Annotated in this window: 26 protein-coding genes; 18 read left to right on the top strand and 8 right to left on the bottom strand. The window is 62.6% G+C overall.

Annotation, left to right across the window (positions count from 1 at the left end; genetic code table 11):
- Positions 1–55 precede the first annotated feature (55 nt).
- The 10 genes from E8E91_RS02275 (at position 56) to hisC (ending at position 7,957) form a co-directional block, all read left to right on the top strand.
- Complete coding sequence (locus E8E91_RS02275; protein WP_226283571.1) at positions 56–865, top strand: ATP-binding cassette domain-containing protein; 810 nt, start codon at positions 56–58, stop codon at positions 863–865.
- On the top strand, positions 865–1,662 hold the full coding sequence (gene mlaE / locus E8E91_RS02270; protein ID WP_280374420.1) for a lipid asymmetry maintenance ABC transporter permease subunit MlaE: 798 nt from the start codon (positions 865–867) through the stop codon (positions 1,660–1,662). Before E8E91_RS02275 ends, mlaE begins: the two co-directional genes overlap by 1 nt.
- Positions 1,662–2,129, top strand: a complete 468-nt coding sequence (gene mlaD, locus E8E91_RS02265) for an outer membrane lipid asymmetry maintenance protein MlaD (protein WP_190827132.1) — start codon at positions 1,662–1,664, stop codon at positions 2,127–2,129. Before mlaE ends, mlaD begins: the two co-directional genes overlap by 1 nt.
- Before the next feature lie 11 nt (positions 2,130–2,140).
- Positions 2,141–2,785, top strand: a complete 645-nt coding sequence (locus E8E91_RS02260; protein ID WP_280374419.1) for an ABC transporter substrate-binding protein — start codon at positions 2,141–2,143, stop codon at positions 2,783–2,785.
- Positions 2,782–3,090, top strand: a complete 309-nt coding sequence (locus E8E91_RS02255) for an STAS domain-containing protein (protein ID WP_280374418.1) — start codon at positions 2,782–2,784, stop codon at positions 3,088–3,090. Before E8E91_RS02260 ends, E8E91_RS02255 begins: the two co-directional genes overlap by 4 nt.
- Before the next feature lie 109 nt (positions 3,091–3,199).
- On the top strand, positions 3,200–3,439 hold the full coding sequence (locus E8E91_RS02250) for a BolA family protein (RefSeq protein WP_151131957.1): 240 nt from the start codon (positions 3,200–3,202) through the stop codon (positions 3,437–3,439).
- 20 nt (positions 3,440–3,459) lie between these two features.
- Positions 3,460–4,725, top strand: a complete 1,266-nt coding sequence (gene murA, locus E8E91_RS02245) for a UDP-N-acetylglucosamine 1-carboxyvinyltransferase (RefSeq protein WP_179061779.1) — start codon at positions 3,460–3,462, stop codon at positions 4,723–4,725.
- 90 nt (positions 4,726–4,815) lie between these two features.
- Positions 4,816–5,451: an ATP phosphoribosyltransferase gene (gene hisG / locus E8E91_RS02240; protein WP_280367133.1), complete on the top strand. Its 636-nt coding sequence runs from the start codon at positions 4,816–4,818 to the stop codon at positions 5,449–5,451.
- 122 nt (positions 5,452–5,573) lie between these two features.
- The gene (gene hisD / locus E8E91_RS02235) at positions 5,574–6,902 is read left to right on the top strand and encodes a histidinol dehydrogenase (protein ID WP_280374417.1); all 1,329 of its coding nucleotides are present in this window, start codon (positions 5,574–5,576) and stop codon (positions 6,900–6,902) included.
- A gap of 2 nt (positions 6,903–6,904) precedes the next feature.
- Positions 6,905–7,957: a histidinol-phosphate transaminase gene (gene hisC, locus E8E91_RS02230; protein ID WP_280374416.1), complete on the top strand. Its 1,053-nt coding sequence runs from the start codon at positions 6,905–6,907 to the stop codon at positions 7,955–7,957.
- A 60-nt stretch (positions 7,958–8,017) separates the two neighbouring features.
- Here the strand turns inward: hisC and E8E91_RS02225 are convergent, their stop codons facing one another.
- The 3 genes from E8E91_RS02225 to algW all read right to left on the bottom strand — a co-directional run bounded on the left by E8E91_RS02225 (position 8,018) and on the right by algW (position 12,141).
- A complete protein-coding gene (locus tag E8E91_RS02225; RefSeq protein ID WP_280374415.1) occupies positions 8,018–8,746 on the bottom strand; it encodes a DUF4198 domain-containing protein in 729 nt (242 codons plus the stop codon).
- A gap of 13 nt (positions 8,747–8,759) precedes the next feature.
- Complete coding sequence (locus E8E91_RS02220) at positions 8,760–10,859, bottom strand: TonB-dependent siderophore receptor (RefSeq protein ID WP_280374414.1); 2,100 nt, start codon at positions 10,857–10,859, stop codon at positions 8,760–8,762.
- Between the two features lie 130 nt (positions 10,860–10,989).
- A complete protein-coding gene (gene algW, locus E8E91_RS02215; RefSeq protein ID WP_280374413.1) occupies positions 10,990–12,141 on the bottom strand; it encodes a Do family serine endopeptidase AlgW in 1,152 nt (383 codons plus the stop codon).
- 111 nt (positions 12,142–12,252) lie between these two features.
- Between algW and E8E91_RS02210 the strand changes: the two genes are divergently transcribed.
- Positions 12,253–13,011 carry a Nif3-like dinuclear metal center hexameric protein gene (locus E8E91_RS02210; RefSeq protein ID WP_280374412.1) on the top strand — a complete coding sequence of 253 codons (759 nt, stop codon included), beginning with the start codon at positions 12,253–12,255 and terminating at the stop codon, positions 13,009–13,011.
- Between the two features lie 47 nt (positions 13,012–13,058).
- Here the strand turns inward: E8E91_RS02210 and mltB are convergent, their stop codons facing one another.
- Complete coding sequence (gene mltB, locus E8E91_RS02205; RefSeq protein WP_280374411.1) at positions 13,059–14,156, bottom strand: lytic murein transglycosylase B; 1,098 nt, start codon at positions 14,154–14,156, stop codon at positions 13,059–13,061.
- Positions 14,157–14,452: 296 nt separating this feature from the next.
- Between mltB and cysD the strand changes: the two genes are divergently transcribed.
- Positions 14,453–15,370, top strand: coding sequence for a sulfate adenylyltransferase subunit CysD (cysD, locus tag E8E91_RS02200; RefSeq protein WP_120652885.1), 918 nt, complete (start codon positions 14,453–14,455; stop codon positions 15,368–15,370).
- 12 nt (positions 15,371–15,382) lie between these two features.
- Positions 15,383–17,284 (top strand): sulfate adenylyltransferase subunit CysN, encoded by a 1,902-nt coding sequence (gene cysN, locus E8E91_RS02195; RefSeq protein WP_280374410.1) that lies wholly within the window; start codon positions 15,383–15,385, stop codon positions 17,282–17,284.
- A gap of 91 nt (positions 17,285–17,375) precedes the next feature.
- Here cysN and E8E91_RS02190 read toward each other — a convergent pair whose 3' ends face one another.
- Complete coding sequence (locus E8E91_RS02190; protein WP_280367150.1) at positions 17,376–17,816, bottom strand: DUF1043 family protein; 441 nt, start codon at positions 17,814–17,816, stop codon at positions 17,376–17,378.
- 129 nt (positions 17,817–17,945) lie between these two features.
- Between E8E91_RS02190 and E8E91_RS02185 the strand changes: the two genes are divergently transcribed.
- The 3 genes from E8E91_RS02185 (at position 17,946) to zapE (ending at position 21,138) form a co-directional block, all read left to right on the top strand.
- Positions 17,946–18,572, top strand: a complete 627-nt coding sequence (locus E8E91_RS02185) for an alpha/beta fold hydrolase (RefSeq protein ID WP_280374409.1) — start codon at positions 17,946–17,948, stop codon at positions 18,570–18,572.
- A gap of 29 nt (positions 18,573–18,601) precedes the next feature.
- Positions 18,602–19,948 carry a tryptophan--tRNA ligase gene (locus E8E91_RS02180; RefSeq protein WP_280374408.1) on the top strand — a complete coding sequence of 449 codons (1,347 nt, stop codon included), beginning with the start codon at positions 18,602–18,604 and terminating at the stop codon, positions 19,946–19,948.
- Positions 19,949–20,043: 95 nt separating this feature from the next.
- Positions 20,044–21,138 carry a cell division protein ZapE gene (zapE, locus tag E8E91_RS02175; protein WP_280374407.1) on the top strand — a complete coding sequence of 365 codons (1,095 nt, stop codon included), beginning with the start codon at positions 20,044–20,046 and terminating at the stop codon, positions 21,136–21,138.
- Between the two features lie 59 nt (positions 21,139–21,197).
- On the opposite strand, the gene E8E91_RS02170 is transcribed toward zapE, so the two are convergent.
- A complete protein-coding gene (locus E8E91_RS02170; RefSeq protein WP_280374406.1) occupies positions 21,198–22,163 on the bottom strand; it encodes a hypothetical protein in 966 nt (321 codons plus the stop codon).
- A 256-nt stretch (positions 22,164–22,419) separates the two neighbouring features.
- Complete coding sequence (locus E8E91_RS02165) at positions 22,420–23,319, bottom strand: GlxA family transcriptional regulator (RefSeq protein ID WP_280374438.1); 900 nt, start codon at positions 23,317–23,319, stop codon at positions 22,420–22,422.
- Positions 23,320–23,570: 251 nt separating this feature from the next.
- Here E8E91_RS02165 and E8E91_RS02160 point away from each other — a divergent pair, with 251 nt between their 5' ends.
- Positions 23,571–24,710 carry an acyl-CoA dehydrogenase family protein gene (locus tag E8E91_RS02160; RefSeq protein ID WP_280374405.1) on the top strand — a complete coding sequence of 380 codons (1,140 nt, stop codon included), beginning with the start codon at positions 23,571–23,573 and terminating at the stop codon, positions 24,708–24,710.
- Positions 24,711–24,758: 48 nt separating this feature from the next.
- Here the strand turns inward: E8E91_RS02160 and E8E91_RS02155 are convergent, their stop codons facing one another.
- The gene (locus tag E8E91_RS02155) at positions 24,759–25,796 is read right to left on the bottom strand and encodes an NADP(H)-dependent aldo-keto reductase (RefSeq protein ID WP_280374404.1); all 1,038 of its coding nucleotides are present in this window, start codon (positions 25,794–25,796) and stop codon (positions 24,759–24,761) included.
- 276 nt (positions 25,797–26,072) lie between these two features.
- On the opposite strand from E8E91_RS02155, the gene rplM reads away from it, so the two are divergent.
- Positions 26,073–26,501: a 50S ribosomal protein L13 gene (gene rplM, locus E8E91_RS02150; RefSeq protein ID WP_016490991.1), complete on the top strand. Its 429-nt coding sequence runs from the start codon at positions 26,073–26,075 to the stop codon at positions 26,499–26,501.
- The last annotated feature ends 8 nt before the right edge of the window (positions 26,502–26,509 follow it).

The following is a 26,509-nucleotide window of genomic DNA, read 5'->3' as shown; positions in this document are numbered from 1 at the left end:
GTCCTTCCGTTGGGGCGCGTCGTCTCTCAGGGAGGCTGTATCGCAAGGAGTCTAGATGAGCGCCGAAAACGCCTATGCCGTCGAACTGAAGGGGGTGACCTTCAAACGCGGCACGCGCAGCATTTTCCAAGATGTCGACATTCGTATCCCGCGCGGCAAGGTCACCGGCATCATGGGGCCTTCCGGTTGCGGCAAGACCACGTTGCTGCGCCTGATCGCCGCCCAGCTCAAGCCCGCAAGTGGCGAGGTCTGGGTCAACGGCCAGAACTTGCCCAAGCTCTCTCGCGCCGACCTGTTCGACATGCGCAAACAGTTCGGTGTGCTGTTCCAGAGCGGCGCGCTGTTCACCGATCTCGACGTGTTCGAGAACGTCGCTTTCCCGCTTCGGGTGCATACCAAGCTTCCCGAGGAAATGATTCGTGACATCGTCCTGATGAAACTCCAGGCGGTCGGCCTGCGTGGTGCCATCGAGCTGATGCCGGATGAGCTGTCCGGCGGCATGAAGCGTCGCGTGGCGCTGGCCCGTGCGATCGCCCTCGATCCGCAGATCCTGATGTACGACGAGCCGTTCGTCGGCCAGGATCCCATTGCCATGGGCGTGCTGGTGCGTCTGATCCGACTGCTCAACGACGCCCTTGGCATCACCAGCATCGTGGTTTCCCACGACCTGGCGGAAACTGCCAGCATCGCTGACTACATCTATGTGGTGGGTGATGCCCAGGTGCTGGGGCAGGGGACTCCGGACGAGCTGATGAATTCCGATAACCCGCGTATCCGCCAGTTCATGCAAGGTATTCCGGATGGTCCGGTGCCCTTCCATTTCCCGGCACCGGATTACCGCAAAGACTTGCTGGGGGGGCGCTGATGCGCAAGAAATCCTTGCTCGAGCGCATTCGCCTGCTCGGGCGTTCCGGTCTGGACGTGCTGGAGGCGCTTGGGCGCTCCACGCTCTTCCTGATGCATGCCCTGTTCGGCCGCACCGGTGTGGGCCAGGGTTTCCACTTGCTGGTCAAACAGCTCTACGCCGTCGGCGTGTTGTCGCTGGCGATCATCGTGGTTTCGGGCGTCTTCATCGGTATGGTGCTGGCCCTGCAGGGCTATAACATCCTGGTCGACTATGGTTCCGAACAGGCGGTGGGGCAGATGGTTGCACTCACCCTGCTGCGTGAGCTCGGCCCGGTGGTGACCGGCCTGCTCTTCGCGGGCCGCGCGGGCTCCGCCCTGACTGCGGAAATCGGCAACATGAAGTCCACCGAGCAGCTCTCCAGCCTGGAGATGATCGGTGTCGATCCGCTCAAGTACATCATTGCCCCGCGCCTCTGGGCGGGCTTCATCTCGATGCCACTGCTGGCGATGATCTTCAGCGTGGTGGGCATCTGGGGTGGCGCAATGGTGGCCGTGGACTGGCTGGGAGTCTATGAAGGCTCCTTCTGGTCCAACATGCAGAATAGTGTGCAATTCACCGAGGATGTGCTGAACGGCGTGGTCAAGAGCGTCGTCTTTGCCTTCGTCGTGACCTGGATCGCCGTGTTCCAGGGCTATGACTGCGAGCCGACCTCGGAAGGGATCAGCCGCGCAACGACTAAAACCGTGGTCTATGCCTCTCTGGCCGTGCTGGGGCTGGACTTCATCCTGACTGCCTTGATGTTTGGAGATTTCTGATGCAAATCCGCACCTTGGAGATTGGTGTCGGCCTGTTCCTCCTGGCCGGTATCTTGGCCTTGCTGCTTCTGGCCCTGCGGGTCAGCGGTCTGTCGTATGGCGCCAATGGCGATACCTACAAGCTCTATGCTCATTTCGACAATATTGCCGGTTTGACTGTCAGAGCGAAGGTAACCATGGCCGGCGTCACCATTGGCAAGGTCACGGCCATCGATCTTGATCGCGACAGCTATACCGGCCGCGTCACGATGGAAGTCGAGAAACGCGTGGACAACCTGCCCGCTGACTCCACGGCTTCCATCCTCACGGCTGGCCTGCTGGGCGAGAAGTACATCGGCATCAGCGTCGGTGGTGACGAAGAGTTGCTCAAGGATGGCGGTACCATCCGTGACACCCAGTCGGCCCTGGTGCTGGAAGACCTGATCGGCAAGTTCCTGCTGAACACGGTCAACAAAGAAAGCAAATGAGGATTCGAACGATGATGAAAGCCCTGCGAAACGGCCTACTGGTGCTGCTGGCAGCACTTCCCCTGTTTGCCAGTGCTGCGCCGAGTGCGCACGACGTGGTAAAGCAGACGACCGACCAACTGCTCGCTGACCTCAAGGCCAACAAGCAGCAGTATCGCAGTGACCCGAACGCGTTCTATGACGCCCTGAACAACATCCTCGGTCCGGTGGTGGATGCTGACGGCATCTCTCGTAGCATCATGACCGTGAAGTACTCGCGCAAGGCTACGCCCGAGCAGATGACGCGCTTCCAGGAGAACTTCAAGCGCAGCCTGATCCAGTTCTACGGTAATGCCCTGCTGGAGTACGACAACCAGGAAATCCGCGTGCTGCCGCCCAAGCAGGAAGACCCCGAGCGCACCAGCGTCAGCATGGAGGTCAAGGGCAGCAATGGCGCCATCTACCCGGTCTCCTACACCATGGTGAACATCAACGGGCAGTGGATGCTGCGCAACGTGATCATCAACGGCATCAACATCGGCAAGCTGTTCCGTGACCAGTTCGCCGACACCATGCAGCGCAATGGCAACGACCTCGACAAGACCATCAATGGTTGGGCGGAAGTGGTTGCCAAGGCCAAGGAATCCGAAGAAGCCAAGAAGGCAGGCGGCCAATGAGTGACGCCCGTATCGAGCAGGCCGCTCCGGGCGAGTTGCGCCTGATCGGCGTGCTCGACTACAGCATCGGACCGCAGCTGCGTGAGAAGGGCGGGCAACTGATCCGCGCGAGCAACGGCGCAGCTCTGCTGCTGGACTGCTCCGCAGTGGAGAAGACCAGCAGCGTCGGGCTGGCCCTGCTGCTGGCTTTCCTGCGCGACGCCGAAGCCGCCGGCAAGGCGGTGAAGGTGCGCGGAATGCCCGAAGACATGCGGCAGATCGCCGAAGTCTCCGGGGTGACCGAGCTGTTACCCCTCGAGGCTTGAGCCGGTCCAACGGCCCTCCGTCAGGCCCCGCGCACGCGGGGTTCGCAGGCGGAGGGCTTTTTTGTATCATGGCCGACCCGCGCGCGTTGGGCGCCGATTGAGGTTGAGCATGCAGGCCGTAGAAGTGAAAAGCCTCCTGGAGGCAAAACTGCCAGGTACCCAGGTGGAAGTTGAAGGGGAAGGCTGCAATTTCCAGCTGAACCTGATCAGCGATGAGCTGGCCGGCCTGAGCCCGGTGAAGCGTCAGCAGCAGGTTTACGCCCACCTGAACGCCTGGATCGCCGATGGCAGCATCCACGCCGTCACCATGAAATTCTTCAGCCGGGCCGACTGGGCCGGGCGTTCCTGAGCCCAGCTTCCGAGAGAGCAATGGACAAACTGATTATTACCGGCGGTCAACGCCTCGATGGCGAGATCCGCATTTCCGGCGCCAAGAACTCCGCGCTGCCGATTCTGGCCGCTACGCTGCTGGCCGACACTCCGGTCACCGTGGCCAACCTGCCGCACCTGCACGACATCACCACCATGATCGAGCTCTTCGGTCGCATGGGTGTGCAGCCGGTGATCGATGAGAAGCTGGCCGTTGAAGTCGACGCCAGCAGCATCAAGACCCTGGTCGCGCCCTACGAGCTGGTCAAGACCATGCGCGCCTCCATCCTGGTGCTGGGTCCCATGGTGGCTCGTTTCGGTGAAGCCGAAGTGGCCCTGCCCGGCGGTTGCGCCATCGGCTCCCGCCCGGTGGACCTGCACATCCGCGGTCTTGAGGCCATGGGCGCGAAGATCGATGTAGAAGGTGGTTACATCAAAGCCAAGGCTCCGGCCGGCGGCCTGCGTGGCGCCAATTTCTTCTTCGACACCGTCAGCGTGACCGGTACCGAAAACATCATGATGGCCGCTGCCCTGGCCAACGGTCGCTCCGTTCTGCAGAACGCCGCTCGCGAGCCGGAAGTGGTCGACCTGGCCAACTGCCTGATCGCCATGGGCGCGCAGATCCAGGGTGCCGGTACCGACACCATCACCATCGACGGCGTGAAGCGCCTCGGCGGTGCTCGCTACAACGTGATGCCCGACCGTATCGAAACCGGTACCTACCTGGTAGCCGCTGCCGCCACCGGTGGCCGCGTCAAGTTGAAGGACACCGATCCGACCATCCTCGAGGCCGTGTTGCAGAAGCTGGAAGAGGCCGGTGCCCATATCAACACCGGCAACAACTGGATCGAGCTGGATATGAAGGGCAATCGCCCGAAAGCGGTCAACGTGCGCACTGCGCCGTACCCGGCATTCCCCACCGACATGCAGGCCCAGTTCATTTCCATGAACGCCGTGGCCGAAGGCACCGGTGCGGTGATCGAGACCGTGTTCGAGAACCGCTTCATGCACGTTTATGAAATGAATCGCATGGGCGCTCAGATCCTGGTCGAAGGCAATACCGCCATCGTCACCGGCGTTCCGAAGCTCAAGGGTGCACCGGTCATGGCTACCGACCTGCGGGCTTCCGCGAGCCTGGTGATCGCCGGCCTGGTGGCCGAGGGTGATACCCTGATCGACCGCATCTACCACATCGACCGTGGTTACGAGTGCATCGAAGAAAAACTGCAGTTGCTCGGCGCCAAGATTCGCCGCGTGCCGGGTTAGGTCGAAATACGGACCGGCCCTGAATGGGCCGGGACCATGACGACCGCGCAACAGGCCCCGAAGGGGCCGTAGCCAAGGAAAACCAGTTTCATGCTCACCATCGCGCTGTCCAAGGGCCGCATTCTCGACGATACCCTGCCGTTGCTCGCCGAAGCCGGCATCGTGCCCACCGAGAATCCGGACAAGAGCCGCAAGCTGATCATCCCCACCACCCAGGAGGATGTGCGCCTGCTCATCGTACGTGCCACTGACGTGCCGACCTATGTCGAGCATGGCGCGGCCGATCTCGGCGTTGCCGGCAAGGACGTGCTGATGGAGTACGGTGGTCAGGGCCTGTACGAGCCCCTGGATCTCCGGATCGCCTGCTGCAAGCTGATGACCGCCGGTGCGGTTGGTGCGCCTGAGCCCAAGGGGCGCCTGCGTGTCGCCACCAAGTTCGTCAACGTCGCCAAGCGCTACTACGCCGAACAGGGCCGCCAGGTCGATGTGATCAAGCTGTACGGTTCAATGGAGCTGGCGCCGCTGGTTGGCCTGGCCGACAAGATCATCGACGTCGTCGACACCGGCAACACCCTGCGCGCCAATGGCCTGGAACCCCAGGAACTGATCGCCACCATCAGCTCGCGCCTGATCGTCAACAAGGCTTCGATGAAGATGCAGCACGCGCGCATCCAGGCGCTGATCGAAGTGCTGCGCAACGCCGTCGAATCCCGACACCAAAGCTGACACCTGAGTGCGGCCCTGCGCCGCACGCGCCTATCCGTGTCATAGCCAATATTCTCGGGTGCCCGCACGGTGGGCTTGCTACTCTAGCGGCGCCCGAGCAATTGCCATTCATGAGGCCCGCTATGACCGCTCCAATCGCAATCCGTCGACTCAATGCCGCTGATCAGGATTTCGCGCGACACCTGGATCATCTGCTGAGCTGGGAAAGCGTGTCCGACGAAGCGGTCAACCAGCGTGTCCTCGACATCATCCAGGCCGTTCGCGAGCGCGGCGATGCCGCTGTGGTCGAGTTCACCCAGCGCTTCGATGGTGTGCAGGCGACCAGCATGGCCGAACTGATCCTGCCGCGTGAGCGTCTGGAGCTGGCCCTGACCCGCATTACCGCTGAGCAACGCAAGGCTCTGGAAACCGCCGCGGCTCGTGTGCGCAGCTACCACGAGAAGCAGAAGCAGGATTCCTGGACTTACACCGAAGCCGACGGCACGGTGCTGGGCCAGCAGGTGACTCCGCTGGATCGCGCCGGCCTTTACGTACCCGGTGGCAAGGCGTCCTACCCGTCCTCCGTGCTGATGAACGCGATTCCCGCCAAGGTCGCCGGCGTCGGCGAAGTGGTGATGGTGGTTCCGACGCCGCGTGGCGAAATCAACGAGATCGTCCTGGCTGCCGCCTGCGTGGCCGGCGTGGACCGCGTCTTTACCATCGGCGGCGCCCAGGCCGTGGCCGCACTGGCCTACGGCACCGAGAGCGTGCCCCAAGTGGACAAGATCGTCGGCCCGGGCAACATCTACGTTGCCACCGCCAAGCGCCACGTCTTCGGCCAGGTCGGTATCGACATGATCGCCGGCCCTTCGGAGATCCTCGTGGTCTGCGATGGCGGCACCGATCCTGACTGGATCGCCATGGACCTGTTCTCCCAGGCTGAACACGACGAAGACGCCCAGGCCATTCTGGTCAGCCCCGACGCTGCCTTCCTCGACAAGGTGGCCGCCAGCATCGACAAGCTGCTGCCGACCATGGAGCGCGCCGAGATCATCCGCACCTCGCTGCAGAATCGTGGCGCATTGATCCTCGTGGCCGACCAGGCCCAGGCGTGCCAGGTGGCCAACCGCATCGCTCCCGAGCACCTGGAACTGTCCGTTGCCGACCCGCAGGCCTGGTTGCCGCACATTCGTCACGCGGGCGCCATCTTCATGGGCCGCTACACCGCCGAAGCCCTGGGCGATTACTGTGCCGGCCCGAACCATGTGCTGCCGACCTCCGGCACCGCGCGCTTCTCCTCGCCGCTGGGCGTGTACGACTTCCAGAAGCGTTCCTCGATCATTTTCTGCTCGGCCGACGGTGCGTCCGAACTGGGCAAGACTGCGTCCATCCTGGCCCGCGGCGAGTCGCTGACCGCCCACGCGCGCAGCGCCGAATACCGAATTGTTTCTGACAAAGGGCAGGGGGAGTGAGCATGAGCAAGTTCTGGAGTCCCTTCGTCAAGGACCTGGTGCCCTACGTACCTGGCGAGCAGCCCAAGCTGGCAAAGCTGGTCAAGCTGAACACCAACGAGAACCCCTATGGCCCGTCGCCCAAGGCGATCGCGGCCATGCAGGCGGAAGTCGGTGACAACCTGCGCCTCTACCCGGACCCCAACAGCGACCGGCTGAAGCAGGCGGTGGCCGACTACTACGGCGTGCAAACCAATCAGGTGTTCGTCGGCAACGGTTCGGACGAGGTCCTGGCGCACGCGTTCCACGGGCTGTTCCAGCACGGCAAGCCGCTGCTGTTCCCGGACGTGACCTACAGCTTCTATCCGGTTTACTGCGGTCTCTACGGCATCCCCTTCGAGGCGCTGCCGCTGGACGAGCAGTTCCAGATCCGTGTCGAAGATTACGCGCGCCCCAATGGCGGCATCATCTTCCCCAACCCCAACGCGCCCACCGGTTGCCTGCTGGCCTTGGAAGCCATCGAGCGCCTGCTGCAGGCCAACCCGGATACGGTGGTAGTGGTGGATGAGGCCTACATCGACTTCGGGGGCGAAACCGCCATCAGCCTGGTGGACCGTTATCCCAACCTGCTGGTCACCCAGACGCTGTCCAAGTCCCGCTCCCTCGCGGGCTTGCGCGTGGGGCTGGCAGTGGGGCATCCGGACCTGATCGAGGCGCTGGAGCGGATCAAGAACAGCTTCAACTCCTACCCGCTGGATCGCATGGCCATCGTTGGCGCCGCAGTTGCGTTCGAGGACAAGGCCTACTTCGAGGAAACCTGTCGTAAGGTGATCGACAGCCGCGAGCATTTGGTCGCCGAGCTGGGCAAGCTGGGCTTCGAAGTACTGCCTTCGGCAGCCAACTTCGTCTTCGCCCGCCACCCGCAGAAAGACGCCGCCGGCATCGCCGCAGGGTTGCGCGAGCAGGGCGTGATCGTTCGTCACTTCAAGCAGGAGCGCATTGCCCAGTTCCTGCGCATCACCATCGGCACGCCGGAGCAGAACCAGGCGCTGCTGGACGCCCTCGGCTCGCTCTGAGTCGCAGGGAAATGAACGAAGCCGAGCGCGGGTCACCGCCTCGGCTTTTTTCTTGCGTGCTTACTCCTGGTGGGGCGCACCGAGGAAGGTCAGCGAGCTGAACAGGCCCTGCTGTTTGACGTCGGGATCATTCGGCGTATCCAGGGTCACCTGGGCAGCAATGATGTTCAGTCCGGCATTGCGCACCATGACCTGGGCGCGGCCCTTGGCATCGGTCTTCGCGCTGACGGCATCAGGCTCGCCACGATAGTCGCCAATCAGTTCGATACCGGCAGCCGGCTTGCCATCGAGCAGAACCTTTACCGGCAGCGGCTTGCCCGGCCCGACCTCCAGTGGATCGACTTCCGGCACGATAGCCAGGCGGATGCGCTTGAGCTCCGGCAAGTGGGCGCCGGGCTGATAAAAGGCCAGGCTGTACTTCCAGGTATGAATGGAGGCGACCGCGCCCGGCACCTGCCTTTGGCCCTGGTTGATCCACTGCTTGTCGGCGGTTTGCGACCAGGGGCCGTTATCCAGGGCCACGGCCAGGGTCGCCGCGGCTTTCAGGGGCTTGAGTCGAGCGTGGTCTGCAAGGCGCTCGACCGTTACCGGGATCATCCGGCCCTGTCCGTCGAACGCCCAGGCGCCGCTGACTTTTTCTGCCTTGAAGGCGTCGTCTTCGGCGCCATGGCCGTAGATCACTTCAATGTTGCCGCGCCGCTGCTCGGTCCACAGGCCGTGTGCTTGCACGTTGCCGGCGAAGAAGACGGCGAGGATGGGGGTGACGAGGAAGCGTTTCTCCAGTCGCATGGGATTTCCTTTTTCAGAGGTCGAGGATGAGGCTGAGGTTGAGGTTGCGGGGCTCGCCGGGCATGACCCAGACGCTGTTGTACGAGCGCTCGTAGTACTTGCGATCGAAGAGGTTGTTGAGGTTCAGGCCGACCGTTACCCGCTTGCTGGCCTTGTAGTGGGCGAGCAGGTCGACGGTGCTGTAAGCGGGTAGTTCGAACTGGCTGCCGGCCTGCCCGGAGCGGTCGCCGACATGGTTGAAGGCGGCACCGACATCCGAGCCGCGAAGGTGCCCGTCCTGGAGTTCATAGACAGCGAGCAGGCTGCCGCTGTGCTCTGGTATGCCAAGCAGTCGGCTGCCTTCGGGGAGGACGTTGTCCTTGGTGACTTCGGCATCGATGTAGGCGTAGGCGCCAATGATCCGCAGGGCATCCGTCAACTGGCCGCTGACCTGCAGATCCAGGCCCTGGCTTCGTGCCCGGCCGGCGGCGATGTTCTGCCCCGGTTCGTTCGGGTCTGCGGTCAGCACGTTTTCCTTGTCGATGTGGAAGAGTGCGACCGTGGTCCCGAGACGGCCTTCCAACAGGGCGAGCTTGAGGCCGGCTTCCTTGCCCAGTCCTTTCTCCGGTTCAAATACGGTGCCCTGGCTGCCAATGGCGTTGGGTTTGACCGAAGTGGCGGCGTTGGCGAACAGGCCGATCTCCGGCGTCAGCTGGTATAACAGGCCGCTGCGCAGGGTCAGGCTGTCCTTGTGCTGGTCGTTGCGAACGCTGGTGGTGCGATTCAGTGCGGACTGTTCGAAATGCTCGAAGCGCGCGCCGATCAGCCCCTTCCAGCCACCACCGAAGTCAATCTGGTCCTGCAGGTTCAGCGCGTGGCTTTCCACCTGCTCGAAGAAGTCGTTGGGATTGACCAGTGCCGGCTTCGGCCTGCCGTACACCGGGTTGTAGATGTCCTGTCCGTAGTCCAGGGAAGCAAGGCTCTGTGGATACTTCTGGCTATTGCGGTAGTTCTCGTACTCCAGTCCGGCGAGGGTCTGGTGCAGCCAGCTGCCGGTCTCGAACAGGCCATGCAGTTCCAGTTGGGTAATGCTGTCGTTCCATTCGAAGTCGCGCTGCCGATAGAAGCGGCTGACCTGGTTGCCGATCAGTCGTGACGCTTCCGTGGCGTCGCCTTGCAGGTGTCCCTGGGCGTAGTGATTGGCCAGTCGGATCTTCCACGTGTCGTCGAGGTGGTGTTCGAGGCTGGCCTGGAACATCTGATTGCGGTTGCGGATATCACCGTCATTGGGTTCGCCAAGGAAGGTGGAGCGCTTGACCGCGCCCATTTCGCCGTTGACCGCGGGAATGCCGCGATCGAACACCGAGTCGTGCTGGACGAATTCGGTTTCCAGCAACAGGCGGGTATCGGGGTTCAGTTGCCAGCTCAGGGATGGGCTGACGACCAGGCGCTGGTTGCCGACATGGTCGCGGAAACTGCCGTTGTCCTCCGTCGCCAGGTTGACGCGCGAAAGCAGTCTGTCCTCCTCGTCGAGCGGAGCGTTTACGTCCAGGCTGGCGCGATAGCGATCCCAGCTTCCCGCGCTGGCCTTGAAGCGGGAGAAGGTTTCGACCTGGGGTTTCTTGGTGACGATATTCACCGTGCCACCCGGATCGCCTCGGCCGTAGAGGCTGGCGGCAGGCCCCTTGAGCACTTCGATGCGCTCGATACCGGACGCGTCCGGCGAGCTGTAGCTGCCGCGATTGATGGCAAAGCCATTCTTGTACAGCTCGCCGGTGGTGAAGCCGCGAATGCTGTAGGAGAGGAAGGTCAGCCCGCCAAAGTTGTTCTGCCGCGATACACCGCCGGCGAAATCCAGCGCGCGGTCGAGGCGGGTGTTATCCAGATCATCCAGCACTTGCGCCGGAATCACGCTGATGGCCTGGGGAATGTCGCGAATATCGGTATCGGTGCGGGTGGCGCTGGCCGAGCGGGTGGCGCGATAACCCTGCACCGGGCCATCGACGCTTTCCTGGCGGCGGCTGTCGATCTGGATGTCATCCAACAGCAGGGGGAGGGCGGTTTCGGCGGCGGTGGCTTCACCCAGGAGGCTCAACAGCAGTCCGGTGGCAGGTGCAAGGTGATGGGGAGGCATCGAATGATCTCGCAAATATGTAATAACATAACATTTTGCGAGGTGAGAATGGTTCCTGTCCAGTGTCGGAGTGATCTTGCGTCAGAATGCAGAAACGAAAACGGCGCCCGAAGGCGCCGTTTCTTGCTGATCAGCTCCCGCCGTTGCTGCTCGGCGGCGGGCGAACGCCAACTTCGGCGGTCAGCTCCAGTTCCTGGCCGTTGCGCATCACCTGGATGCTGACCTTCTCGCCCGGGCGAGTCCGGGCTACCTGGTTCATGGAGCGGCGACCGTCACCTGCCGGTTCGCCATCGATGCTGAGGATGATGTCGCCGGGTTGCAGGGTGGCACGCTGGGCCGGACTGTCTCGGTAGATGCCGGCGACCACGATGCCGGGGCGACCTTCCAGGCCGAAGGACTCCGCCAGTTCGGGGGTCAAGGGCTGTACTTCGATACCCAGCCAACCGCGAATCACCGAGCCGTGCTCGACGATAGCCTTCATCACTTCCAGGGCCAACTTGACCGGGATGGCAAAGCCAATGCCCTGGGAGCCGCCGGACTTGGAGAAGATCGCGGTGTTGATGCCGATCAGGTTGCCACTGGCGTCGACCAGGGCGCCGCCGGAGTTGCCGGGGTTGATCGCGGCGTCGGTCTGGATGAAGTCTTCGTAGGTGTTCAGGCCCAACTGGTTGCGGCCGGTGGCGCTGATGATCCCCATGGTCACGGTCTGGCCGACGCCGAAGGGATTGCCGATGGCGAGCGCGACATCGCCGATGCGGATGTTGTCCGAGCGGCCGAGGGTGATGGGCGGCAGGTCTTTGAGGTCGATCTTCAGTACCGCCAGGTCGGTCTCCGGGTCGCTGCCCACCAGGCGCGCCAGGGTTTCGCGTCCATCCTTGAGGGCGACCACGATCTGGTCGGCGCCGGCGGTCACGTGGTTGTTGGTCAGCAGGTAGCCTTCCGGGCTCATGATCACCGCCGAACCCAGGCTGGATTCCATGCGCCGCTGGCGGGGCAGGTTGTCGCCGAAGAAGCGGCGGAACTGCGGGTCCTCGAACAGCGGGTGGGCCGGCTTGCTTACCATCTTGGTGGTGTAGAGGTTGGCCACGGCCGGCGAAGCGCTGGTCACGGCGTCGGCATAGGAGTCCGGGCCCTGGCGTGTGAAGTTGAACTTGGGGGCTTCCTGCAGATGCACTTCCTGACGGGGCATGCCGACCCATTCCGGGTATTGCTGGATGATCAGCAGTGCCACGAGCACGCCGACAATCAGGGGCCAGCTGAGAAATCGCAGGGCCTTGAGCATCGAGGGAGAATCCTGAGGGTTGCGGGGGGCAGGGGTGCCCCTTAAGGTGGCGCCATTATACGAGGGCGCCCGTTAAAAACGAGTCGTCCGCAACAGCTTGTGAGGAATGCCATGGCCATTGCCCTGAACACTCTGGTGGAAGAAGCGGACCGCTATCTGAACGCTTCGCGCATCCAGGATTACTGCCCCAACGGCCTGCAGGTCGAGGGGCGTCCGCAGGTCAGCCGTATCGTTACTGGCGTCACCGCCAGCCAGGCGCTGCTGGACGCTGCGGTCGAGGCCGAGGCAGATGTGGTGCTGGTGCACCACGGATACTTCTGGAAGGGCGAGAACCCCTGTGTCGTGGGCATGAAGCAGCGTCGGCTGAAGACCCTGCTGGCCAACGACGTCAGCCTGCTTGCCTACCATTTGCCGTTGGACCTGCATCCGGAAGTGGGTAACAACGTCCAGTTGGCGCGTCAACTCGACATCATCGTCGAAGGCCCGCTGGAGCCGGATGACCCCCGGACCGTCGGGCTGATCGGTTCCCTGGCCGAACCCATGACCGCCACCGATTTCGCCCGTCGCGTGCGCGAGGTGCTCGGGCGCGAGCCCCTGCTGGTGGAGGGCGACCGCATGATCAGTCGCATCGGCTGGTGCACCGGCGGTGGCCAGGGCTATATCGATCAGGCGATTGCGGCGGGTGTCGATGCCTATCTCACTGGCGAAGTCTCCGAACAGACCGTGCACAGTGCGCGGGAGAATGGTGTCAGCTTCATCGCCGCCGGCCATCACGCCACCGAGCGCTATGGCGTGCAGGCGCTAGGCGACTACCTGGCCAAGCGCTTCGCCATCGAGCACTTGTTCATCGACTGCGCCAATCCTGCCTGAGTTCGTAGGGCAAGAAAAAACGGCCGGCTCAGTGAGCCGGCCGTTTTTCATCGGGAACTGTGACGTTGGCTCTGTACCGCCCTGCCCAGTTCCCACACCGCCATGGCGTAGTGTGTGCTGTGGTTATAGCGGGTGATCACGTAGAAGTTCGGTAGGCCGTACCAGTACTGGTAGGTGTTGCCCATGTCCAGGCGCAGCAGGCTGGCACTTTGGTGATTGCCCAGCGAGCTCTGCGGCTGGAGCCCGGCTGCATTCAGCACACTGATCGGATACTGGGTATCGAAACCGTTTTCCAGCGAGCGCGCCTGGCCGGTGGCGCGCACGGCCACGGTGTCGCCGGTGACCCAGCCATGCTGCTTGAAGTAGTTGGCCACGCTGCCGATAGCATCGCGGGGGTTCCACAGGTCTCGTTGTCCGTCGCCATCGAAGTCCACGGCATATTGGGTGAAGGACGACGGCATGAACTGTCCGTAGCCCATCGCGCCGGCATAGGAGCCGCGCAGCGACAGCGGGTCCTCACCTTCCTTGCGCGCTTGCAGAAGAAACTGCTCCAGTTCACCGCTGAAGAACTCGGCGCGGCGAGGGTAAGAGAAGGCAAGGGTAGCCAGCGCGTCGATGATCCGTGTATTGCCCATCACACGTCCCCAACGGGTCTCCACACCGATGATGCCGACAATGATTTCCGGCGGTACGCCGTACGTGTGGAAGGCGCGCTGCAGATCAGCTTCGTACTGGTCCCAGAACAACACGCCATTGCGCACGTTGCCCGGCGTGATGAATTTCTTCCGGTAGCGTAGCCAGGCGCCGTTGGGGCCGCTGGGCGGTGTGTAGGTCGGCGCCTGGCGGTCCATCAGGCGGATCACCCAATCAAGTTCTCGGGTTTGGGCGAGAAGGTCCTGCAGGTGCTGGCGATTGAAGTCGTGCTGGCTGACCATGCGATCGATGAACCGCTGGGCGCTGACGTTGCCCGCGAAGTCGCCGCGCAGCGGCGTGATCGGTTGCACCGAACCGAATGTCGGATGGGCACTGGGGGTGATGAGCGTCGGTTGCTTTGGCTTCTGGACCGGTTGCGGGACGGGAGTTGGTTTGCTGCTGCAGGCGGAGATCAGGACGAACAAAGGCAGGGCGAAAGCGACGCGGCGCATGGGAGGTCTTTCGGGACAGGAAAAAGTGCTGGCTATCCTAGCGCAGCGCTGCGCAGGAACAAGTCGCGAGTCAGCTTTGCCGGCAATGGGTGCTCCTGGCCGAGTCACCGTCCGAGGCTGCGAAGTAGCTCGGGTAGAAGGGCCTTGGCAGCTTTGCTGCCACTGAATTCGTACGGCTATATAAGTATATTTTTTCGGTATAACCAGTCCCCCAGTTAGAGCCTTGCGCTGTGATAGAGTGCCCGCTCGTCCACGGCCCGCCGGCCGTCGTATCAGAAAGACCTTCGTGAGTAGCCATGCTCGATAAACTGACGCACCTGAAACAGCTGGAGGCGGAGAGCATCCACATCATTCGTGAAGTGGCCGCCGAATTCGACAACCCGGTGATGCTCTATTCCATCGGTAAAGACTCCGCCGTCATGCTGCACCTGGCGCGCAAGGCGTTCTTCCCCGGCAAGCTGCCCTTCCCGGTCATGCACGTCGACACCCGGTGGAAGTTCCAGGAGATGTACCAGTTCCGCGACAAGATGGTCGCCGAGATGGGCCTGGACCTGATCACTCACGTGAACCCGGAAGGCGTCGCCCAGGGCATCAACCCCTTCACCCACGGCAGCGCGAAGCACACTGACGTGATGAAGACCGAGGGTCTGAAGCAGGCGCTCGACAAGTACGGCTTCGATGCAGCCTTCGGCGGGGCCCGTCGCGACGAGGAGAAGTCCCGTGCCAAGGAGCGCGTGTACTCCTTCCGCGACAGCAAGCACCGCTGGGATCCGAAGAATCAGCGCCCGGAGCTGTGGAACGTCTACAACGGCAAGGTGAAGAAGGGCGAGTCGATCCGCGTCTTCCCGCTGTCCAACTGGACCGAGCTGGACATCTGGCAATACATCTATCTGGAACAGATCCCGATCGTCCCGCTGTACTTCGCTGCTGAGCGTGAAGTCATCGAGAAGAACGGCACGCTGATCATGATCGACGACGAGCGCATTCTCGAGCACCTCTCCGACGAGGAGAAAGCACGCATCGAGAAGCGTATGGTGCGCTTCCGCACCCTGGGCTGCTACCCGCTGACCGGCGCGGTGGAGTCCACGGCGACCACGTTGCCGGAAATCATCCAGGAAATGCTCCTGACCCGTACTTCCGAACGCCAGGGCCGGGTCATCGACCACGACGCCGCCGGCTCGATGGAAGAGAAAAAACGTCAGGGCTATTTCTAAGGATTCCGCACCATGAGCCATCAATCCGATCTGATCAGCGAGGACATCCTCGCGTACCTGGCCCAGCACGAACGCAAGGAACTGCTGCGCTTCCTCACTTGCGGCAACGTCGACGACGGCAAGAGCACCCTGATCGGGCGCCTGCTGCACGACTCCAAGATGATCTACGAAGACCATCTGGAAGCCATCACCCGCGACTCGAAGAAGGTCGGCACCACCGGTGACGACGTCGACCTGGCGCTGCTGGTAGACGGCCTGCAGGCCGAGCGCGAGCAGGGCATCACCATCGACGTGGCGTACCGCTACTTCAGCACCGCCAAGCGCAAGTTCATCATTGCCGACACCCCCGGCCATGAGCAGTACACCCGCAACATGGCCACCGGCGCGTCCACCTGTGACCTGGCCATCATCCTGGTCGACGCCCGCTACGGCGTGCAGACCCAGACCCGCCGGCACAGCTACATCGCGTCCTTGCTGGGTATCAAGCACATCGTCGTCGCCATCAACAAGATGGACCTGAAAGACTTCGACCAGGGTGTGTTCGAGAGCATCAAGGCCGACTACCTGCAGTTTGCCGAACGCATCAAGCTCAATCCCACGTCGATCCACTTCGTGCCGATGTCGGCGCTGAAGGGCGACAACGTGGTGAACAAGAGCGAGCGCTCGCCCTGGTACACCGGCCAGTCGCTGATGGAAATCCTTGAAACCGTGGAAATCGCCGGTGACCGCAACGTCTCCGACATGCGCTTCCCGGTGCAGTATGTGAACCGTCCGAACCTCAACTTCCGCGGTTTCGCCGGCACCCTGGCCAGCGGCATCGTGCGCAAGGGGGATGAGGTGGTGGCTCTGCCGTCGGGCAAGGGCAGCCGGGTCAAGTCCATCGTCACCTATGAAGGCGAACTGGAACAGGCCGGTCCGGGCCAGGCCGTCACCCTGACCCTGGAAGACGAAATCGACGTCTCCCGCGGGGACATGCTGGTGCATGCCGACAACCGTCCGCAGATCACCGAAGGCTTCGAAGCGATGCTGGTGTGGATGTCCGAAGAGCCGATGCTCCCGGGCAAGAAGTACGACATCAAGCGCGCGACCAGCTACGTGCCGGGCTCGATTCCGAGCATCACCCACAAGGTGGATGTGAACACCCTTGAGGAAACCGCTGGCAGCAGCCTTCAACTGAACGAGATCGCCAAGGTCAAGGTCAGCCTGGATGCGCCCATCGCCCTCGATGGCTACGAGCAGAACCGCACCACTGGTGCCTTCATCGTCATCGATCGCCTGACCAACGGCACCGTCGGCGCCGGCATGATCATCGCCGATCCGCAGGCGGGTCGTAATGTCGATGGTCACCACGGCAAGCAGGCTCACGTATCCCGCGAAGAGCGCGCCGCGCGCTTCGGCCAACAGCCGGCCACCGTGCTGTTCAGCGGCCTGTCCGGCGCTGGCAAGAGCACCCTGGCTTATGCCGTGGAGCGCAAGCTGTTCGACATGGGCCGTGCCGTTTACGTGCTGGATGGTCAGAACCTGCGTCATGACCTGAACAAGGGCCTGCCGCAGGATCGCGCCGGACGTACCGAGAACTGGCGTCGTGCCGCTCACGTTGCGCGTCAGTTCAACGAAGCCGGCCTGGTCACCCTGGCTGCCTTCGTTGCGCCGGATGCCGAAGGTCGCGAACAGGCCAAGGCCCTCATCGGTGCCGATCGCCTGATCACCGTCTATGTCCAGGCGTCGCCGCTGGCTTGCCGCGAGCGCGATCCGCAGGGACTTTACGCAGCTGGCCAGGACAACATCCCGGGCGAGTCCTTCCCCTACGATGTGCCGCTGAATGCCGATCTGGTGATCGACACCCAGTCCACCAACGTGGAAGAGGGTGCGAAGCTGGTGATCGATCTGCTCCGCGAGCGCGGCGCGATCTAAGCGACAGCCCAACAAAAAGCCCCGCGATTGCGGGGCTTTTTGTTGGCTTCCGGTTTGGCTGGCCGGGTTGTCCGGCCGAGCTTTGGCGGAATCAGTACTTGCCTTTCAGGCCGAAGGTTTCGTCCAGGGTGCCGGGGGCATCTGGAGCTTTGGGCGCGTAGTCCTTGGGAGCTTCGTTGCTCTTCGGCGGGGTCAGACGCTCGCGCGGACTGGCGGCCTCGTCGGCGTGCAGGGCGGCCAGCAGGCGCTGGCGGGTAAGCTCGTCCAGGGCCAGGCGGCTGGCGCCTTCGGACAGATGTTCCTGCACTTCCTGATAGCTCTGGGTGAGCTTCTTCACCAGGTTGGCGGTGGTGTTGAAGTGAGTGACCACCTCGCTCTGGTAGGTATCGAAGCGTTCCTGCAGATCATCCAGCTGACGCTGTGTCCGGCCCGGAGCCGCATTGGGCACCAGGCGGGCGATCAGGAAACCGATGCCGATACCGGCGAGCAGGGCGAAGGCTGGTAACAACCAGACGGTGAGCGACTGTTCCACGAGTCCTTCCTCTATAAACGGCTTTGCTTTACGTTAACGGCTCGAATCCGCGCTGTATACCGCGACGCAAGCCCTGTTGTGCTAATCCAAGACGAGTCGACCCGTCACGGGGTCACGGAGTTTCCCCAGTTGAGCCGCGAAATCCCTCTCCTGCTCGATGGCCCTTGCGGCCAGCTCGAAGCGCTGCATCTCGATCTGCCCGAGGCCAAGGGCCTGGTGCTGATCTGTCATCCCAATCCGGTGCAGGGCGGCACCATGCTCAACAAGGTGGTTTCCACCCTGCAGCGTACCGCTCGTGACGCAGGTTACAGCACCTTGCGTTTCAACTATCGCGGCGTCGGCGCCAGCGCCGGTAGCCATGACATGGGCACCGGTGAAGTGGATGACGCCGAAGCGGCGGCCCACTGGTTCCATGGCCAGCGCCCGGAGCTGCCCCTGACCCTGATGGGGTTCTCCTTCGGCGGCTTCGTCGCTGCCAGCCTCGCGGGACGACTGGCGCGCCGGGGCATCGATGTGCCGCGCCTGTTCATGGTGGCGCCGGCGGTGATGCGCATGACTGACGACAACCCATTGCCCGAGTCCGGCCAGTTGACCGTGATCCAGCCTGACGCGGATGAAGTCGTATCGCCCCAGGCCGTGTACGACTGGTCCGCCGGCCTCGCGCGCCCCCATGAGCTGCTGAAAGTGGCAGAATGCGGGCACTTCTTCCACGGCAAGCTGACCGACCTCAAGGACCTGGTCCTGCCGCGCCTCTGATTCCGAATTAAGTCCGACAAGCGAACACCATGACTACTCGTATCCTTACCGGCATTACCACCACCGGCACGCCGCACCTCGGCAACTACGCTGGCGCCATCCGTCCGGCCATCGTCGCCAGCCGCGCCAGCGACGTCGATTCCTTCTACTTCCTGGCCGACTACCACGCCCTGATCAAGTGCGACGACCCGGCCCGTATTCAGCGCTCGCGCCTTGAGATCGCCGCCACCTGGCTGGCTTGTGGCCTGGATGTCGACAAGGCGACCTTCTATCGCCAGTCCGACATTCCTGAAATTCCCGAGCTCACCTGGCTGCTGACCTGTGTCAGCGCCAAGGGCCTGCTCAACCGCGCCCATGCCTACAAAGCGTCGGTGGACAAGAACCTGGAAAACGGTGAAGACCCGGACGCCGGCGTCACCATGGGCCTGTACAGCTACCCGGTGCTGATGGCCGCGGACATCCTGATGTTCAACGCCCACAAGGTGCCGGTCGGCCGTGACCAGATCCAGCACGTTGAAATGGCCCGCGACATCGGCCAGCGCTTCAACCACCTGTTCGGCGCCGGTCGTGAGTTCTTCACCCTGCCGGAAGCGGTGATCGAGGAAGAGGTGGCGACCCTGCCCGGCCTCGACGGCCGCAAGATGTCCAAGAGCTACGACAACACCATTCCACTGTTCGGCAGTGCCAAGCAGTTGAAGGATGCCATCGCGCGCATCGTCACCGACTCCCGCGCTCCCGGTGAGCCGAAGGATCCGGACAACTCCCACCTCTTCACCCTCTACCAGGCCTTTGCCACTCCCGCGCAACTGGCCGAGTTCCGCGCCGAGTTGCTGGCGGGTCTCGCCTGGGGCGAAGCCAAGCAGCGCCTGTTCCAGCTGCTGGACAACGAACTGGGCGAAGCTCGCGAGCGCTATCACGCGCTGATCGAGCGTCCGTCCGATCTGGAGGACATCCTCCTCACTGGTGCCGCCAAGGCCCGCAAGATCGCTACCCCGTTCCTCAACGAGCTGCGCGAAGCGGTGGGTCTACGCTCGTTCCGCACCAACGTGCAGGCCGGCGCCGAGGCGAAGAAGAAGGCGACCAAAAGCGCTCGCTTTGTCAGCTTCCGCGACGAGGACGGCAGCTTCCGTTTCCGCCTGCTGGATGCCGATGGCGAGCAGCTGCTGCTGTCCCGCTCCTTCGCCGATGGCAAGGCTGCCGGGCAGGTCAGCAAGCGTCTGCAGTCGGGTGATGAGTTGGACCTGCGTGTGGAAGGTGACGCGTTCGGTATCTGGCTGGACGATGAGCAAGTCGCTTCCAGCCCCGCATTCGTTGACGATGCAGCCCGAGATGCGGCGATCCAGCGCCTCTATTCGGCTCTCGCACCTCAGGAATAACTGTCTTCCCAGCGGCCGGTTCTGCCGGCCAATTGCCAATCAACGGGGCAAGCTCTAAAGTAGCCGCCCCGTTTTTCGTTGCCTTGCTATCGATCATGACCCCCCTCGAGCGCTACCAGTCCGATCTCAAGCGGCCGGATTTCTTCCACGATGCCGCGCAAGAAGCCGCCGTTCGCCATCTGCAGCGGCTGTACGACGACCTGATCGCCGATGACCGCAGCAAGCCCGGCCTGCTGGGCAGCCTGTTCGGCAAGAAGCGCCAGGGCCCGGTCAAGGGCCTGTACTTCTGGGGTGGCGTGGGTCGCGGCAAGACCTACCTGGTGGACACCTTCTACGACGCGCTGCCGTTCAAGCAGAAGATGCGTACCCACTTCCACCGTTTCATGAAGCGCGTCCACGAGGAAATGAAAACCCTCAAGGGCGAGAAGAACCCGTTGACCATCATTGGCAAGCGTTTTGCCGACGAGGCCCGGGTGATCTGCTTCGACGAATTCTTCGTCTCCGATATCACCGACGCCATGATTCTGGCCACGCTCCTCGAAGAACTGTTCAAGAATGGCGTCAGCCTGGTGGCGACCTCCAACATCGTTCCTGATGGGCTCTACAAGGACGGCCTGCAGCGTGCGCGTTTCCTGCCGGCCATCGCGCTGCTCAAGGAGCACACCGATATCGTCAACGTCGACAGCGGTGTCGACTACCGCCTGCGCGCCCTGGAACAGGCCGAGCTGTTCCACTTCCCGCTGGACGCCGAGGCCGAGGCCAGCCTGAGCCGCAGCTTCAAGAGCCTGCTGCCTGACTGCACCATGGCCCAGGAAAACGAAGCCCTGATGATCGAGAACCGCGAAATCCGTGCCGTGCGCGTCTGCGAAGACGTTGCCTGGTTCGAGTTCCGTGAGCTCTGCGATGGTCCGCGCAGCCAGAACGACTACATCGAACTGGGCAAGATCTTCCACGCGGTGATCCTCGCCAACGTCGAGCAGATGGGCGTGGCCAAGGACGACATGGCGCGGCGCTTCATCAACCTGGTGGACGAGTTCTACGATCGCAACGTGAAGCTGATCATCTCTGCCGAGGTGGAGCTGAAGGATCTCTACTCCGGTGGCCGCCTGAACTTCGAGTTCCAGCGCACCCTCAGCCGCCTGCTGGAGATGCAGTCGCACGAGTTCCTGTCGCGGCCTCACAAACCCTGAGGTCGGTGTAATGAAAAAGGCTGCCCGAGGGCAGCCTTTTTTCATTCCGGCTTGTGGGCTCAGTTCTGCGCCAGCTTCTCTTCCCGCTGTTTCAGCAGCTTCTGCGCATGGGCCACTTCCAGGGCTTCCATGGCGTTGATCGGCTTGATCGCCACAGCCTTTTTCAGGTGGTCCAGCGCCTTGGCTTCCTCGTCCTCGCCGTATACGTAATCCAGCGCGTTGGCGTACTCATAGTGGCCGATGGGCAGGTCGTCCGTGGCTTTGAAGGAACGGGCGAAGTACTGCTCCATCTTGTCCGAGCTGACGCCGTAGGTCATCTTGCCCACCAGCTTGCCGACCCGGCGGATCACGCCGGCCTCGTAGCCACCGTAGAGCGCCAGGGCGAACGGCTGTTGCGGCTGCGTCTTCAGCAGCGCATCCAGTTCTTCGGGGATCTGGCTGGTGTAACCACGCTTGAGCACCACCGGTACCGGTAGCTCCTCGCCAAGGCGGGCCTTGGCGTAGGCGCTGCCGAACTGGGCGACTACGTCGGCCTTCACCAGCTCGCCGGCCTCATCGGTATAGCGGATCACTTCTTCCAGCAGGCGATGCTTCTCCGTCTGGTCCGGCACCAGGAACATGGCGTAAACCACCTGGGCGAACATGGCGGGGATCTGGCCGCCGACGCCTAGGGCCAGGCCTTGCTTCTTGGCTGCGGCGAAGTCGCCACGGAACATCAGGCGCCACACGTCCTGCAGCTTGGCCGCATATACCTCGGCCTCCTCTGGCTTGCCGGTGAAGCCGGTATTGCCGGTCACGGTGAGCTCCAGGGCCTTGGGGTACTTGGTGGCCATGGTTACGACCCAGTCGGCGTCCGGGTAGGGGTAGTTCGCGCCAAAGCCGCGGGTCAGTCGAGGCCAGGCTTCGCGCAGCTTGTCGCCGGAATAGTCGTAGGCGGCCTTGTCGTAGGGGAAGGGTTTCCAGTTGTCGTCCGCCACAGCGGTGAGGCTGCAGGCGGCCAGCAGGGCAAGCAGGTAGCGGCGCATGGCGATGGACCTTTTCTTGTTGTTGTCCTCCCGCGCCGGGGCTGGCGCGGGTGCGGGGCATCCCGTTCGGGCATGGGCCGATCATAGGGCGGTGGCGGTGGCGGCCAACCCATCCTTGGGATGGCGCCGCACCTAACGTGAAAACGTCGCGAGCGAAGGCCAGGCAAGGCGGAGGCAGCCGAAGAGGCGCAGTTTACGAGCTGTAAATGAGCATTCTGAGGCTGTTTCCAACACGGCATGGCCGAGCGCAGCAGTTTCACTCGCCTTTCTGCTGGTACTGGCGGCGGTACTGATTAGGTGAGAGCTGGGTGTGCTGCCGAAACAGTCGGGCGAAAAAGCTGGCGTCGTCGTAGCCCACTTCGTAACTGATGGTCTTGATGCTCTTGCGCGTAGCCGAGAGCAGCCCTTTCGCCGTTTCGATGCGTAACCGCTGCAGGTAGTGCAGTGGTTTGTCGCCGGTGGCTGCCTGGAATCGCCGCATGAAATTGCGAATGCTCATGCCGTGTTCCCGCGCTACATCCTCGAAGCGGAACTTGTCGGCGAAGTGGTCTTCCAGCCAATGCTGGATCTGCAGGATGGTCATGTCGTGGTGCAGTTTCTGTCCGCCGAAGCCGATGCGGCCCGGCGTGTAGCTGCGCTGCACTTCATAGAGGATGTCGCGGGCCACGGCCTGGGCGATACCCGCGCCGCAGAAGCGCTCGATCAGGTAGATATAGAGGTCGCAGGCCGAGGTGACGCCGCCGGCGCAGTAGAGGTTGTCGGCATCGGAAAGGTGCTTGTCCTGGTTCAGCAGAACCTTGGGGAAGCGTTCGGCGAATTCGCCGAAGAAGCGCCAGTAGGTGGTTGCTTCCTTGCCGTCCAGCAGGCCGGCCTGGGCCATCCAGAACACCCCGTACGCTTCGCCGCAGATGGCACTGCCGGCAGCGTGGCGTTCGCGCAACCACTCGCAGACGCTTGGGTAGCGGGCGAGCAGGGCGTCGAAGTCACCCCAGAAGGTCGGGATGACGATGATGTCCGCTTCATCCAGCGCCCCGTCCACCGGGATGCGTACCTCGCTGAAACTGGTCACCGGCTGGCCATCAGGGCTGACCAGGCGGGTCTGGAAGGCGGGGGTAAAACCTTTGCCCTGCAGCTTGCCGAAGCGCAGGCTGGCCATGTGGAAGAAGTCCTTGGCCTGCATCAGGGTGGAGGCGAAGACACCGTCGATGGCCAGGATGCTGACCTGTCGAAGGTTGGGAGACTGCGTAATGCTCATGGTGTTGTTCTTATTAGGGGAAAGCGGTCATTCTGCGGCTGGATCGTCTTATTTTTTGTCCTATGTGTCCAGTATGGCGGGGCAGGGGACTGGCCTAGAGTCGGTGGCCTCCGAACCCCACACGACAAGCAGTTTCATTCCAAGGTGATGCCATGATCCCGAGAACCCTGTTCAGCTCCGATCACGAACTCTTCCGCGATAGCGTGCGTAAGTTCCTCGAGCAGGAGGCGGTGCCCTATCACCACCAGTGGGAGAAGGACGGCCATATCGACCGGACCCTGTGGAACAAAGCTGGCGAGGCCGGAATGCTCTGCTCGCATATCCCGGAGGAGTACGGCGGCATGGGCGCTGACTTCCTCTACAGCGCGGTGGTGATCGAGGAGATCGGCCGCCTGGGCCTGACCGGCATCGGCTTTTCCCTACACTCAGACATCGTTGCGCCCTACATCCTTCACTACGGTTCCGGGGCGCAGAAGCTGAAATACCTGCCCAAGCTGGTCAGCGGCGAGCTGGTGACGGCCATCGCCATGACCGAGCCGGGCGCCGGTTCCGACCTCCAGGGCGTGAAGACCACCGCTGTGCTGGACGGCGACGAGTACGTCATCAATGGCTCCAAGACCTTCATCACCAACGGTTTCCTGGCCGATCTGGTGATTGTGGTGGCCAAGACCGATCCCAAGGCGGGCGCCAAGGGCACCAGCCTGTTCCTGGTGGAAGCGGGCACGCCGGGCTTCGCCAAGGGCAAACGTCTAGAAAAAGTGGGCATGAAGGCCCAGGACACCTCCGAGCTGTTCTTCCAGGATGTTCGCGTGCCGAAGGAGAATCTGCTGGGCCAGGCGGGCATGGGATTCGCCTATCTGATGCAAGAGTTGCCCCAGGAGCGCCTGACGGTCGGCATCGGCGCGTTGGCCTCGGCCGAGGCGGCGCTGAACTGGACCCTGGATTACACCCGCGAGCGCAAGGCGTTCGGCAAGTCAGTCGCCGAATTCCAGAACACCCGCTTCAAGCTGGCGGAAATGGCTACCGAGATCCAGATTGGCCGTGTCTTCGTTGATCGGTGCCTGGAGCTGCACCTGCAAGGCAAGCTGGATGTGCCCACTGCGGCAATGCTCAAGTACTGGGGTACCGACCTGCAGTGCAAGGTGCTGGACGAGTGCGTGCAACTGCACGGTGGCTACGGCTTCATGTGGGAGTACGCGGTGGCGCGGGCCTGGGCAGATGCGCGCGTGCAGCGGATCTATGCCGGCACAAACGAAATCATGAAGGAGATCATCGCCCGCTCCCTGGTCTGAGCCTCCGGCGGATGCGAGAAGCCCGGCAATTGCCGGGCTTCTGCGTTTTTACGGAGCCGGGTTCGGCTGGTCCTTGTGGATGGCGGCGATGCCTTCCAACACGTCTTCCGAAAGCGTCAGCTCGGTACTGCGCAGGTTCGCTTCCAGCTGCTCCAGGGAGGTGGCCCCGATGATGTTGCTGGTCACGAAAGGTTGCGCAGTCACGAAGGCCAGAGCCATCTGCGCCGGGTCCAGGCCATGTTCGCGAGCCAGTTGGACATAGCGCGAGCAGGCGGACTGGGATTGTGGGTTGGTGTAGCGGGTGAAACGGCTGAACAGGGTAATCCGGGCGTTGGCCGGGCGGGCGCCGTCCTCATACTTGCCGGAGAGCATGCCGAAGGCCATGGGCGAATAGGCCAACAAGCCACACTGCTCGCGCATCGCCACTTCGGCCAGGCCCACCTCGAAGCTGCGGTTGAGCAGGTTGTAAGGGTTCTGGATGGACACGGCGCGGGGCAGACCGAGTTGCTCGGCCAGTTGGAGGAACTTCATCGTTCCCCAGGGCGTTTCGTTGGACAGGCCGATGTGGCGGATCTTGCCGGCTTTCACCTGTTCGCCGAGTACTTCGAGGGTTTCCTGCAGCGGAGTGAATGCTTCGTCCTTGTGCTGATAGCCGAGCTGGCCGAAGAAGTTGGTGCTGCGCTCGGGCCAGTGCAGCTGGTAGAGGTCGATCCAGTCGGTCTGCAGGCGCTTGAGGCTGGCATCCAGGGCGGCGGTGATGTGCTGGCGGTTGTGCTTCAGGTTGCCGCCGCGGATGTGGCTGATGCCGTTGCCGGGGCCGGCGACCTTGCTCGCCAGGATCCAGTCGGCGCGGTCACGGCGCCTGGCGAACCAGTTGCCGATGATGGTTTCGGTGGCGCTGTAGGTTTCGGCGCGTGGCGGCACCGGATACATCTCGGCGGTATCCATGAAGTTGATGCCGTAGGCCTTGGCACGCTCGATCTGGGCAAAGGCTTCGGTCTCGGTGTTCTGCTCGCCCCAGGTCATCGTCCCCAGGCAAAGGCTGCTGACCTTGAGATCAGTGCGGCCAAGTTGGCGGTATTCCATCGCTGCCTCCTGCGTCTTCGATAAAGAACGCATGAAATCAGGTTGAAATTTTTCCTGCAATCGGCATAATTCCGCGGCTTTCTTTGCGGGGATGCCTAGCCTGCGAAGATTGAAGGTGGGGATGCCTAGCCCGCCGAAAAACCTTTTGCCGTAGCGGACGCGCTGACCCGAGCCCCCGATAGCGTCTGTTTCCGGCTGTCCCTGACTTGTCAGGGCGAGCACTATTCAGTAAGATCCGCCGTCTTATTTTCAGGGCGGCCCCTGAGGCTATAGCGAATGAAGACTTTTACTGCAAAACCGGAAACTGTTAAGCGCGACTGGTACGTCGTCGACGCTGCAGGTCAGACCCTGGGTCGTCTGGCCACCGAAATTGCCAGCCGTCTGCGTGGCAAGCACAAGCCCGAATACACCCCTCACGTTGACACCGGCGACTACATCGTCGTGATCAATGCCGAGCAGGTTCGTGTTACCGGTGCCAAGACCACCGACAAGATGTACTACTCGCACTCCGGCTTCCCGGGTGGCATCAAGGAAATCAACTTCGAGAAGCTGATTGCCAAGGCCCCTGAGCGCGTGATCGAGACCGCGGTAAAAGGCATGCTGCCGAAGAATCCGCTGGGCCGCGACATGTATCGCAAGCTGAAGGTGTACAAGGGTGCTGTTCACCCGCACACCGCTCAGCAGCCCCAAGAACTGAAGATTTAACGGGATAA

This window comes from Pseudomonas sp. BN515 (assembly GCF_029873155.1).
In the GTDB taxonomy this organism is placed as follows: domain Bacteria; phylum Pseudomonadota; class Gammaproteobacteria; order Pseudomonadales; family Pseudomonadaceae; genus Metapseudomonas.
The sequence above is the reverse complement of the archived record's forward strand: the minus strand, read 5'-3'. Positions and strand labels throughout refer to the sequence as shown.